Origin of the sequence: Streptomyces fagopyri, assembly GCF_009498275.1 — a bacterium.
GTDB lineage: Bacteria > Actinomycetota > Actinomycetes > Streptomycetales > Streptomycetaceae > Streptomyces > Streptomyces fagopyri.
Window position 1 is genome coordinate 5,480,159 of the sequence record NZ_CP045643.1, and the last position, 12,799, is coordinate 5,492,957.

Here is a 12,799-nt window from a genome sequence, read left to right on the forward strand (position 1 = left end):
TGGTGTGCCGCGGTGGTGGCGGCAGAGTATGGAGGGTCCGGCCGCGAAAAGGTGACGATCCCTCAACTCTGTGATCTTCACGTGATCTGCGCTGCATCTACTTGTGACAAGTGATCGGGTGCGGCTACGTTCACCCATCAACGCGGCTCATCAGCCGCGTAGTCACCCGCTGTCACGTGAAAGGCTCTCGCATGCTCTCCGGGAACGGCCGCCATCGTCGCCCCCGTCAGGCTCCGGCCCTCATCGTCGCGGCAGGGGTGACGGGATCGGCCATCGCCATCCCGTTGCTCGGCGCCGCCAGCGCGAACGCGGCCGACGGCACCACGTGGGACCGGGTCGCCGAGTGCGAGAGCGGCGGTCAGTGGAGCGCCGACGACGGCAACGGGTACTACGGCGGGCTGCAGTTGACCCAGGAGAACTGGCAGAGCTACGGCGGCCGCATGTACGCGCCGAGCGCCGACGAGGCCAGCCGGTCGCAGCAGATAGCCGTCGCCGAGCGGGTCCTGGCCGACCAGGGCCTGGCCGCCTGGCCGACCTGTGGCCCGCTCTCCGGACTCAGCAAGGGTTCGGGCGGCGTCTCGGTCGACACGGGCGTGGCCGGCGACTCGTCCAGTTCATCCGATTCATCCACTTCATCCGATGAGTCCGACTCCCTGTCGGACTCGCTGGGGATCGGGGCCTCTTCGTCCGACTCCTCCCGGTCCGACTCACCCTCGACCGATTCGTCCTCGGGTGGGACCGGGAACAGAACGGAGTCGGACACCTTCTCGGGCGAGGGGTCCGGCAGCGCCGGTGAGACGGACAGTGCGGGCGCGAGGTCGACGAAGGGTGGCGAATCGGGCAACTCGGGCCAGGGTGGCGACGCTTCGGCGACACCCGAGGGGACCGCGAGCGGCGCCGGGCGTCACCGCGGCGGCGGTGCCGCCGAGAACTCCGCGGGCGACACGGCGGAGGGCCGCGGCGACGACTCCGCCGGCCGGCACGCCTCACGCGACTCCGACGCCTCTCGTGACGTCATCGACGGCTCGTACGTCGTCCGCACCGGAGACAGCCTCTCGGCGATCGCCGACGCCCTTGACCTCGAAGGCGGATGGGCCGGGCTCTACGCCGGCAACGAGAAGACGGTCGGTGTCGACCCGGACCTCATCCTCCCCGGTCAGAGCCTTGCAGTTGATGCCGAATCGGGCGAAAAGTAGCGGGAGTTCACGTCACGGTTCGCCGGGTAATGTCCGGTTTGGCGGAAGTGAGAGATGGATCTCAAAGGCCCTGATCGTCTTTGAAATTCGGCCGATCGACTGCTTACGGTCATCACCGCTCGCCACAGCGGGCCCCGACGGTCGCAACGCCGAATCCTGCCAGCGGCCGTACGGGAACAGTCGACGCGTCAAGCGCCGTAGGCAGGAGCGGGGGACCCAAGGTAAGCGCCGGGCCCGGTAGTTGACCGGGAGCGGCTTGGGGTGAAGACGTGCGCCGACGGCGCACGGCCGGGCACTCACCCGCCCGAACCCGACAGCTCACCTCGCAGGCGTCGGTGAGGGGATCACTCGATGCTGTTTTCCAGCAAGGGCAAGCACCGCCGTCCGTCCAAGGCCACCCGTGTCGCCACGCTCGCCGGGGTCACCGGTGTCGCCATCGCCGCTCCGCTGATGGCGGCCGGCAGCGCCTCCGCCGCCACCGCGTCCGAGTGGGACGCCGTCGCCCAGTGCGAGTCCGGCGGCAACTGGTCGATCAACACCGGCAACGGTTACTACGGCGGCCTGCAGTTCTCGGCCTCCACCTGGGCCGCGTACGGCGGCACCGCCTACGCCTCCACCGCGGACAAGGCCTCCAAGTCCCAGCAGATCACCGTCGGCGAGAAGGTCCTCGCCGCGCAGGGCAAGGGTGCCTGGCCGACCTGCGGCACGGGCCTGTCCGGCGCCGCGTACACCGGTGGTGCGGCCGCCCCGGCCAAGCCTGCCGCCCCGGCCAAGCCGTCCACCTCCACCGACACCCACTCGTCGGACACCGCCGCCTCCCGTTCCTCCGAGCGTCCGGCGGCGAAGAAGACCGTCTCCACCCCGACCGGCAAGAAGGTCAAGAAGGGTGACGGCGAGTACAAGGTCGTCAAGGGTGACACCCTCAGCTCGATCGCCGAGAAGAAGAAGGTCAAGGGCGGCTGGCAGCACCTGTTCAAGCTGAACAAGGACATCGTCGACGACGCGGACTTCATCTACCCGGGGCAGCAGCTCCACCTCGGCTGAGGCGGCACGCCCCTCGGATGTGAGGGGCCACCCCCGTCCCCACGGGCTCCCGCTCCGGTGCGTCTTCCCCCGTACGCACCGGAGCGGGGCTTTTTGTTTCAGAGGGGAACAATATTTACCCTCAGTTCTGCTCAAGGGGTGGTCGAGCGGCTGGCCGATCGCCCCGAGCCGGTTAGGCTCATCCCGCGGAGCCGAACGCGGCCCCGTGCAGTGCGGGCCCCGCGGGCCCGCGTACCCGCGTCACATCCCAGAAGGAGATGCTCGTGCCGTCCATCGACGTCGTCGTAGCCCGGGAAATCCTGGACTCCCGAGGCAACCCCACGGTCGAGGTCGAGGTCGGCCTCGACGACGGCAGCACGGGTCGTGCCGCCGTCCCGTCCGGCGCCTCCACGGGTGCCTTCGAGGCCATCGAGCTCCGTGACGGTGACCCCAACCGTTACCAGGGCAAGGGTGTCGAGAAGGCCGTCCTCGCCGTCATCGAGCAGATCGGCCCGGAGCTCGTCGGCTACGACGCCACCGAGCAGCGCCTGATCGACCAGGCCATGTTCGACCTGGACGCGACCGACAACAAGGGCTCGCTGGGCGCCAACGCCATCCTCGGCGTCTCGCTGGCCGTCGCGCACGCCGCCTCCGAGGCGTCCGACCTCCCGCTCTTCCGCTACCTGGGCGGCCCGAACGCGCACCTGCTGCCCGTCCCGATGATGAACATCCTGAACGGCGGGTCGCACGCCGACTCGAACGTGGACATCCAGGAGTTCATGATCGCCCCGATCGGCGCGGAGTCCTTCTCCGAGGCGCTGCGCTGGGGCGCCGAGGTCTACCACACCCTCAAGTCCGTCCTGAAGTCCAAGGGCCTGTCCACCGGCCTCGGCGACGAGGGCGGCTTCGCCCCGAACCTGGAGTCGAACCGCGCCGCGCTCGACCTCATCCTCGAGGCCATCAAGCAGGCCGGTTACGTCCCCGGTGAGCAGATCGCGCTCGCGCTCGACGTCGCCGCGTCCGAGTTCTACAAGGACGGCAAGTACGAGTTCGAGGGCAAGTCCCGCTCGGCCGCCGAGATGACCGAGTACTACGAGGAGCTCGTCTCCGCGTACCCGCTCGTCTCCATCGAGGACCCGCTGTACGAGGACGACTGGGCCGGCTGGAACGTCATCACCCAGAAGCTCGGCGCGAAGGTCCAGATCGTCGGCGACGACCTCTTCGTCACCAACCCCGAGCGCCTCGCCCGCGGCATCGAGGAGGGCTCCGCGAACGCCCTGCTCGTCAAGGTGAACCAGATCGGCTCGCTGACCGAGACCCTGGACGCCGTCGAGATGGCCCAGCGCAACGGCTTCAAGTGCATGATGTCCCACCGCTCCGGTGAGACCGAGGACGTCACCATCGCCGACCTGGCCGTCGCGGTGAACTGCGGCCAGATCAAGACCGGCGCCCCGGCCCGCTCGGACCGCGTCGCCAAGTACAACCAGCTGCTGCGCATCGAGGAGATCCTCGACGACGCCGCGGTGTACGCGGGCCGCTCGGCCTTCCCGCGCTTCAAGGGCTGACCCCGGCAGGGTTAAGGCTTAGCCAGTCGCACGTACGTCCTCGTACCCGGTCCCGTACCGTGTGCGGGGACGTACGCACGTGTGAAGGGGAGGCGGGGACATGGCCGTGAAGGACCGGGACCGGTTCTCCACCGCGACCCGGCTGCGGCTGCTCGGCGAGCAGACGGCGGCCCGGGTCTACCGCTCCCAGACCAAGCGTCAGGCCCGGCGCTCGCGGCTGACGGGCCGGGCCGCGCTGCTGGCGCTCGTCGTCTGCTCCCTGATCGTGGCCCTCGCGTACCCCATAAGGCAGTACGTGTCCCAGCGCGCCGAGATCGCCGACCTCCAGCGGCAGCAGGAACAGGCCCGCGCCCGGGTCGAACAGCTGCGGGACCTGAAGGCACGCTGGCAGGACGACGCGTACGCGGAGCAGCGGATCCGGGAACGGCTGCACTATGTGATGCCGGGTGAGACCGGATACGTCGTGATCGACCCGGACGCGGCGAAGCAGTCGCGGACGGACCGGGGGGCGGCGGCCCGCCCCTGGTACGCCAACGTCTGGGACGGCGTCGACAAGTCCGACCGCGCCGACCGGTGAGCCGGCACGGACCGGTGAAACGACAGAGAAAGTGACTTGAGCACAGGCATGGAAACGCCCCCGCCGCCCACCCCGCGGACCGAACCGACCGACGCGGACGTCGAGGCCTTCAAACAGCAGCTCGGCCGTCCGCCGCGCGGGCTGCGCGCGATCGCGCACCGCTGTCCCTGCGGTGAGCCGGACGTGGTGGAGACGGCGCCCCGGCTTCCCGACGGGACGCCGTTCCCGACGACGTACTACCTGACGTGCCCCCGCGCGGCCTCCGCGATCGGCACGCTGGAGGCCAACGGCGTCATGAAGGAGATGACGGACCGTCTCGCCACCGACCCCGAGCTGGCCGCGGCGTACCGGGCCGCCCACGAGGACTACATCGCGCGCCGCGACGCCATCGAGGTGCTCGCCGGGTTCCCGAGCGCGGGGGGCATGCCGGACCGGGTGAAGTGCCTGCACGTCCTGGTGGCGCACTCCCTGGCCGCGGGTCCCGGGGTGAACCCGCTGGGCGACGAGGCGATCGCGATGTTGCCGGAGTGGTGGCGCAAGGGTGCGTGTGTCGTTCCCTCGGGGGCCGCGTCCGGCGGTCCCGAGGAGTCCCCGGCCGGGGCCTGACCATCCCTACCAGGGGGCTCCGCCACCAGAACCCCGGCCGGCCTTGAGGGCCTTGTCCTCGATCGCCGGACGGGCTGAGGGTGCGGGCCGGTGCCGGAAGGTTGCGGGCGGGCTGGAGAGGTCGGCTCGGGCTGAGCGGTGTTCCGGGCGAGCTGCGGGTGCGGGCCGTGCATTTCAGCCCGTCCGGCGTTTTGAGGACGAGCCCTTCGGGCGAGCGGGGGTCCAGGGGGCGCGGCGCCCCTGGCGGGGGTCCGGGGCGGAGCCCCGGGGATGGGACGGGTAGGGGCGGCGGGGGCGAAATAGGCTGGGACGGCTCGACGCCGGAATCGGAAACCACCACAGGAGACCACAGCTCATGACCAGGGTCGCCGCCATCGACTGCGGTACCAACTCCATCCGTCTCCTCGTCGCCGACGCGAACCCGGCGACAGGCGAACTCGTCGACCTGGACCGCCGCATGACGATCGTCCGGCTCGGCCAGGGAGTCGACCGCACCGGCCGCCTCGCCCCCGAAGCCCTGGACCGCACCTTCGCGGCCTGCCGCGAGTACGCCGCGGTCATCAAGGAACACGGCGCGGAGCGAGTCCGCTTCGTCGCGACCTCAGCCTCCCGCGACGCCGAGAACAGGGACGAGTTCGTACGCGGCGTCCTCGACATCCTGGGCGTCGAGCCCGAGGTGATCACCGGTGATCAGGAGGCCGAGTTCTCCTTCACGGGAGCGACGAAGGAACTCGGCGGCCGGGACGACCTCGCCAAGCCGTACCTGGTCGTGGACATCGGCGGCGGCTCCACCGAGTTCGTCGTCGGCGACGACCACGTAGGCGCCGCCCGCTCCGTGGACATCGGCTGCGTACGGATGACCGAGCGCCACCTGGTGCACGCCGGCGTGGTGAGCGACCCCCCGGCGCCCGCGGAGGCCGACGCGATCCGCGCCGACATCGAGGCCGCGCTGGACCTCGCGGCCCGGACGGTCCCGCTGGGCGAGGCCCGCACCCTGGTCGGGCTCGCCGGTTCGGTCACCACGGTCGCGGCCATCGCGCTGGACCTCCCCGCGTACGACTCGGCCGCCATCCACCACTCCCGCGTCCCGCGCGAGAAGGTCCGCGAGATCACCGAACGGCTGCTGCGCTCCACCCACGCCGAACGGGCCGCGATCCCCTCGATGCACCCCGGGCGGGTCGACGTCATCGCCGCGGGCGCCCTCGTCCTGCTCGCGATCATGGAGCGGACCGGCGCGGAGGAGGTCGTCGTCAGTGAGCACGACATCCTCGACGGGATCGCGTGGTCCGTCGCCTGACCGCGCCGACCGCCGACCGCCGACGGCCGACCACCGGCCGCTGACCTGGGGTCCGGGAACGTCGGCTACTCGCTGGTAGCCTCCCCTGAGCAGGCCCGATAACGTATGAGCGGGCGCAAGGGGCCATTCGGGCCCTCTCTGCGACACGCCGTCGGAAAACTTCGTGAAGTTCTTCACAAGGAATTCGGCCCTGATGGGCGACGACTGGGCCACTCGGGTGCCGCGGGGGTGCTCGCCGGTCTCGGGGCGATGCTCACCGGAGCGTTCCGGGAGTGTTTCCGGCAGGTGAAGTCGGGCAGTGGTTCGATGTACTCGAACGCGCGGAGTGGCAGCTCACGGGCTCTTGACAACGGTCCGGCCCGAACGCTGGTTCCCCCGTGGGGACATGACCTGTGTCACGTGAGCCGCGCAGTGTAGCAGAGGGGGCACCCAAGCTTGTGAAGGGGCGCACGAGCGACCCCCGAGGGGCGGGTGGATACTCGATGGCATGAGCACCACGGAGCGTCCCAGGATCCTCGTAGTAGGCGGTGGGTACGTAGGCCTGTACGCAGCTCGGCGCATTCTCAAGAAGATGCGCTACGGAGAGGCGACCGTCACGGTCGTCGACCCCCGGTCGTACATGACCTACCAGCCCTTCCTCCCCGAAGCCGCCGCCGGCAGCATCTCCCCGCGGCATGTCGTCGTCCCACTGCGACGCGTGCTGCCCAAGGCGGAGGTTCTGACCGGTCGGGTCACCACCATCGACCAGGACCGCAAGGTCGCCACGATCGCCCCCCTCGTGGGTGAGGCGTACGAGCTGCCTTTCGACTACCTCGTCATCGCGATGGGCGCGGTCTCCCGCACCTTCCCGATTCCCGGACTCGCCGAGCAGGGCATCGGCATGAAGGGCATCGAGGAGGCCATCGGCCTGCGCAACCACGTTCTCGAGCAGTTGGACAAGGCCGACTCGACCACCGACGAGGAGGTCCGCCGCAAGGCGCTGACCTTCGTCTTCGTCGGCGGTGGCTTCGCCGGTGCGGAGACCATCGGCGAGGTCGAGGACATGGCCCGCGACGCGTCGAAGTACTACGGCAACGTGTCCCGTGAGGACATGCGCTTCATCCTCGTCGACGCCGCGGACAAGATCCTTCCCGAGGTCGGCCCCAAGCTCGGCCAGTACGGCAAGGAGCACCTGGAGTCGCGCGGGGTCGAGATCTACCTCTCGACCTCCATGGACTCCTGCGTCGACGGTCACGTCGTGCTGAAGAACGGCCTCGAGGTCGACTCCGACACGATCGTGTGGACGGCGGGCGTCAAGCCGAACCCGGTCCTCTCGCGGTTCGGTCTGCCGCTCGGCCCGCGCGGCCACGTGGACACGCAGACCACGCTGCAGGTGCAGGGTACGGACTACATCTGGGCCGCGGGCGACAACGCCCAGGTGCCGGACCTCGCCGCCCGCAAGGCCGGTGTGGAGAACGCCTGGTGCCCGCCGAACGCGCAGCACGCGCTTCGTCAGGCCAAGCTGCTCGGCGACAACGTGATCTCCGGTATGCGGGGCTTCCCGCAGAAGGACTACAGCCACTCCAACAAGGGTGCTGTCGCGGGCCTCGGCCTCCACAAGGGCGTCGCGATGATCGTCATGGGCAAGACGAAGATCAAGCTCAAGGGTCGCCTGGCGTGGTACATGCACCGTGGCTACCACGGTCTCGCCATGCCGACGTGGAACCGGAAGATCCGCGTCTTCGCGGACTGGACGCTCGCCACGTTCCTGAAGCGTGAGGTCGTCTCGCTCGGTGCCATGGAGACTCCGCGTGAGGAGTTCTACGAGGCGGCGAAGCCGGCGCCGGCTGCCGCCGCGGCCGCTCACGCGGGCGCCAAGACCGAGGAGCGGGCCAAGGCCTCCTGACCCGCGGTCGGCCACTGGTCCACCTGCTCCACCTGTTCAGCCTGTTCAGCCCGAAGGGGCCTCCCGCCATCCGTGGTGCGGGAGGCCCCTTCGGCGTGCGCCGTAGGGGCCGGGTGTTCCCCGGAGGCTCTGCCCCGGATCCCGGATCCCGGATCCCGGATCCCGGCTTCGGCCCGGACGGACTTGTCCTCAAGCGCCGGACGGGCGGGGGATGTGGACCTGTGCCGCACGGCGCGCGCCCGACCCGCCTCCTGGGGGCTGCCGCCCCCGGACCCCCGCATCGGCCTGAACGGCCTCGTCGTCAATCGCCGGACGGGCTGATGGTGCCGGCCCGGGCTGGAGGGTTGCGGGTGGGTTGGGGATGCGGGGTTCGCGCTGGAAGGCGGGCGGCGAGGGCATGCTCTTCAGCCCGTCCGGCGTTTGAGGACGAGCCCTTCGGGCGAGCGGGGTCCAGGGAGCACGGCGCCCCTGGTGGGGGTCTGGGGGCCGAGCCCCCAGGGGAGGGACGGGTCGGGCAGGGGCGGCGGGTGCGAGAAGCGTGGCGGCTACAGCTATTTTGCTGAGCTGTAACGCGGAAGGGGGACTGCGCACGAGGCCGGTTGGTGTTTACGTGGTGTTGGAGCGTTCGGGAGTGTTGTCTCGGAGGTGTACGCCATGCAGGACGCCGCGCCGCGGCTGAAGAGCCTTGTCGAGCAGTTGCTGGGTGCCCCGTTGCCGGTGCGTGTTCGCGCCTGGGACGGTTCGGAGGCGGGCCCGCCCGGGACCCCCGTTCTCGTGGTGCGCAACCGGCGCGCCCTGCGCCGGCTGCTGTGGAAACCGGGCGAGGTGGGGCTCGCCCGCGCCTGGGTCTCCGGCGACCTCGCCGTGGAGGGCGACCTCTACACCGCCCTGGACCGGGTGTCGGGGCTCATCTGGGACCGGGGCGAGGACGCACGGGGCCTCGTGGAGGCGCTGCGCGACCCCGAGGTCCGCGCCGCCGCCCGGGGACTGGTCAGGATGGCCGGGTCCCCGCTGCCGCCCGCCCCGCCCCGCGAGGAGGTGCGCAGACGCCGTCACCTGCACACCAAACGCAGCGACCAGCGCGCGATCAGCCACCACTACGACGTGGGCAACGACTTCTACGAGATCGTCCTCGGCCCCTCCATGGTCTACTCGTGCGCCTACTGGGAGGACGAGGGCACCCTGGAGGGCGCGCAGCGCGACAAGCTCGAACTCATCGCCCGCAAGCTCGCACTGCGGCCGGGGACGCGGCTCCTCGACGTCGGCTGCGGCTGGGGCTCGATGGCCATCCACGCCGCCCGCGAGCACGGTGTGAGCGTCGTCGGGGTGACGCTCTCGCAGGAGCAGGCCGCGTACGCCCGTAAGAGGGTCGCGGACGAGGGACTGACCGACCGGGTGGAGATCCGGGTCCAGGACTACCGGGACGTCACGGACGGGCCGTACGACGCGATCTCCTCCATCGGCATGGCCGAACACGTGGGCGCCGAGCGCTACCTGGAGTACGCGGAGGTGCTGTACCGGCTTCTCGCGCCGGGCGGGCGGCTGCTCAACCACCAGATCGGGCGGCGGCCGCAGCGCGACGAATCGGCGTACTCGGTCGACGAGTTCATCGACGCGTACGTCTTCCCGGACGGTGAACTGGCCCCGGTGGGCACGACCGTGACGCAGCTGGAGCGCGCCGGTTTCGAGGTCCGTGACGTCGAGTCGATCCGCGAGCACTACGCCCTCACGCTGCGGCACTGGGTCGCCAACCTGGAGGCGCAGTGGCCACGGGCGGTGCAGCTCACCAGCCCCGGCCGGGCCCGCGTCTGGCGCCTCTACATGGCGGCCTCCGCGCTCGCCTTCGAGCGCAACCGCATCGGCGTCAACCAGGTGCTGGCGGTCAGGACACCGGAGCCCTCCGGCGCCTCCGGGCTGCCGCTGCGGGCGAGAACCTGGAACCCCGTCGTTCCGTAGGCTCCCGGCCGGTCGTGTCGCACGGTCGGAACCCCGCCGGGCTCCGGTGGGATTCCGACCGCGCAAGGGCCCCGTTCCGGTCCGGAACGGGGCCCTTCGCGTGCCGCTGCCGCGGCTACTCGGACTTGATCGCCGTCAGCATGTTCAGACGCGCCGCCCGCCGGGCCGGCCACAGCGCCGCCAGGACGCCGACCGTCGCCGCGAGCAGCAGGAAGAGGGCCATCCTGGCCCAGGGCAGGACCAGTTCGTACGTCGCCATCCTGCTGCCGACGAGCTCGCCGGCCGCCCAGCCGAAGAACACGCCCAGACCGATGCCGAGCACACCGCCGAAGAGCGAGATGACGAGGGACTCCAGGCGGACCATGCGCTTGATGCCCTTGCGGTCGAGGCCGATCGCGCGCAGCATCCCGATCTCCTGCGAGCGCTCGAAGACCGACATGGCGAGGGTGTTGATGACCCCGAGGACGGCGACGATCACCGCCATCGCGAGCAGGCCGTAGAGCATGTTCAGGAGCAGGGTGAACATCTGGGCGATGCCGTTGGAGATGTCCTTCTTGTCCTGTACCTGGATGGCCGGGTTGTCGCCGAGGGCCTTCTCCAGCCGGGCCTTGGTGGCGTCGGACGTGCCGCTCGACGTCTTCAGCATGACCTGCATGTCGGAGGCGTCGTCCTGGTGCGGCGCGAGCGTGGCGGCGTCCAGGATGATGCCGTTGATCATCTGGTTGCCCTCGTACACACCGGCGACCGTGAGCCGCTTCTTCGCGCCGTCCTCGTAGGCGACCGTGAAGCCGGAACCGGCCTTCCAGTGGTGCGAGTCGGCGGTGTCCTTGTCGACGACGACCCGGGCGCCGCCGACCTCGAACGCGCCTTCGTCGACCTTGAGATCGGTGAGGCGGGCGATGGACGCGCCGTTGACGCCCGTCAGGTACTCGGTCTCGCCGTCGATCCGCGAGGGCGCGTTGCGCAGGGGGCTGGTGGCGGTGACCCCGTCGAGGCCGGACAGCGTCTTCGCGACGTCGGGGGAGAGGGAGTTGCCGTTCGCCATCGAGACGACGTAGTCCGCCTTGATCGCGGAGCTGGCCATCTTGTCGATCGACTTCTGCAGGCTGCCGGCCATCACCGTCATCCCGGTGATCAGCGTGAGGCCGATCATCAGGGCGGAGGCGGTCGCGGCGGTCCGGCGCGGGTTGCGGACCGAGTTCTGGCGGGCCAGCTTGCCGGACACCCCGAAGATCCGCAGGACCGGAGCGGCCGCCGCGATCAGGGGGCGGGACAGCAGCGGGGTGAGGACGAAGACACCGATGATGAGCAGGACCGCGCCCAGACCCATGGGGGCCTGCCCGTCCGAGCCGCTCATGGTCGTCGCGTACAGGGCCACGGCGACGCCCGCGGCGGCGAACAGGGCGCCGAGCGCGTTCCGTACGACGAGGGACTTGGTGGTGGCCTGCGCGTGCACACTGCTCATCGCGGCGACCGGCGGGATCCTGGCGGCGCGACGGCCGGGCAGCCAGGCGGCGAGCATGGTGATGAGGACGCCGACGAGCAGGGCGGTGGCGACGGTGCCGGGCGAGATCACCAGCGGGCCGTCCGGGACGGTGGCGCCGAGGGTGCCCATGAGCGAGCGCATCGCCGCGCCGATGCCGATGCCCGCGACCAGGCCCGTCACCGCCGCGACCGCGCCGACGAAGAACGCCTCGACGAGGACGGACCGGGTGACCTGGCGGCGGGAGGCGCCGACGGCGCGCAACAGGGCCAGTTCCTTGGTGCGCTGGGCGACCAGCATGGTGAAGGTGTTGGCGATGATGAACGTACCGACGAACAGCGCGATGCCGGCGAAGACCAGCAGGCCCGTCTTCATCCCGCTCATCGCCGAGGCGATCTGGGTGGCCTGGTCGTCGGCGAGCCGCCGGCCCGTGGTGGTGGAGGCGACGTCCTTCGGGACGACCTGGTCGAGGGCGCCGCGCAGGGCGGTCTGGCTGGTGCCCGGCGCCGCCTTCACGTCGATCTCGTCGAACTCGCCGACCCGGTGGAAGAGCCGCTGGGCGGTCGCCGTGTCGAAGAGGGCGAGGCTGCCGCCGGCCGCGACGTTGCCGTCGTCGGTGGTGAAGACGCCCGCGACGGTGGGGGTCAGGACCGGGCCGTCGACCGAGAGCCGTACGGTGTCGCCGACCTTGTAGCCCGCGCGTGCGGCGGTCCTGGAGTCGATGGCGACCTCGTTCGCGCCCCGGGGCGCGTGACCGCTCGTCAGCGGGTACCGGGGGTCCTCGGTGCCCCAGTAGTTGCCGCCCTGCGACTGGAAGCCGTTGCCGACGAGCTTGCCGTTCTTGCCGGCGACGGCGGTGAAGCCGTTCACGACGCCGATGGCGGAACCGGCGCCGGGGGCCTTGCTCGCCTTGTCCAGCAGGGCCTGGGTGAGCTTCGGGTCCTTGCCGATGGTGTCGCCGGCGTCCTTGCGGCCCTCCGGCCGGATGGCGACGTCGACCTGGCCGAAGCCCTTGGCGGAGCTCTTCTGGTACGCGTCCGAGATGGTGTTGGTGAAGACGAGGGTCCCGGACACGAACGCGACGCCGAGCATCACGGCGAGGACGGTCATCAGGAGCCTGGCCTTGTGCGCGAGCACGTTGCGCAGGGCGGTACGGAACATGGGGTTTCTCAGTCCAGGAGGGTGAGGCGGTGCGGGACGGTGCGGGGTCC

General features: G+C 70.6%; 9 protein-coding genes and 1 riboswitch. Of the genes, 8 read left to right on the forward strand and 1 reads right to left on the reverse strand.

Annotated elements, in window-relative coordinates:
• Positions 1-191: 191 nt before the first annotated feature.
• From GFH48_RS23650 to GFH48_RS23685, 8 genes are all read left to right on the forward strand, one after another.
• Positions 192-1,196 (forward strand): transglycosylase family protein, encoded by a 1,005-nt coding sequence (locus GFH48_RS23650; RefSeq protein ID WP_153290169.1) that lies wholly within the window; start codon positions 192-194, stop codon positions 1,194-1,196.
• Between the two features lie 183 nt (positions 1,197-1,379).
• Positions 1,380-1,543: riboswitch (cyclic di-AMP (ydaO/yuaA leader) on the forward strand.
• A gap of 4 nt (positions 1,544-1,547) precedes the next feature.
• Complete coding sequence (locus GFH48_RS23655; protein WP_153290170.1) at positions 1,548-2,240, forward strand: LysM peptidoglycan-binding domain-containing protein; 693 nt, start codon at positions 1,548-1,550, stop codon at positions 2,238-2,240.
• A 257-nt stretch (positions 2,241-2,497) separates the two neighbouring features.
• A complete protein-coding gene (gene eno / locus GFH48_RS23660) occupies positions 2,498-3,784 on the forward strand; it encodes a phosphopyruvate hydratase (protein ID WP_153290171.1) in 1,287 nt (428 codons plus the stop codon).
• 100 nt (positions 3,785-3,884) lie between these two features.
• Positions 3,885-4,361 (forward strand): FtsB family cell division protein, encoded by a 477-nt coding sequence (locus GFH48_RS23665; RefSeq protein ID WP_153290172.1) that lies wholly within the window; start codon positions 3,885-3,887, stop codon positions 4,359-4,361.
• A 48-nt stretch (positions 4,362-4,409) separates the two neighbouring features.
• Positions 4,410-4,967 carry a DUF501 domain-containing protein gene (locus GFH48_RS23670; RefSeq protein WP_153293073.1) on the forward strand — a complete coding sequence of 186 codons (558 nt, stop codon included), beginning with the start codon at positions 4,410-4,412 and terminating at the stop codon, positions 4,965-4,967.
• A gap of 355 nt (positions 4,968-5,322) precedes the next feature.
• Positions 5,323-6,264: a Ppx/GppA phosphatase family protein gene (locus GFH48_RS23675; protein WP_153290173.1), complete on the forward strand. Its 942-nt coding sequence runs from the start codon at positions 5,323-5,325 to the stop codon at positions 6,262-6,264.
• A 487-nt stretch (positions 6,265-6,751) separates the two neighbouring features.
• On the forward strand, positions 6,752-8,149 hold the full coding sequence (locus GFH48_RS23680; protein ID WP_153290174.1) for an NAD(P)/FAD-dependent oxidoreductase: 1,398 nt from the start codon (positions 6,752-6,754) through the stop codon (positions 8,147-8,149).
• A 654-nt stretch (positions 8,150-8,803) separates the two neighbouring features.
• Complete coding sequence (locus GFH48_RS23685) at positions 8,804-10,105, forward strand: SAM-dependent methyltransferase (protein ID WP_153290175.1); 1,302 nt, start codon at positions 8,804-8,806, stop codon at positions 10,103-10,105.
• A gap of 115 nt (positions 10,106-10,220) precedes the next feature.
• Here the strand turns inward: GFH48_RS23685 and GFH48_RS23690 are convergent, their stop codons facing one another.
• Complete coding sequence (locus GFH48_RS23690; protein ID WP_153290176.1) at positions 10,221-12,749, reverse strand: ABC transporter permease; 2,529 nt, start codon at positions 12,747-12,749, stop codon at positions 10,221-10,223.
• Positions 12,750-12,799: the final 50 nt, after the last annotated feature.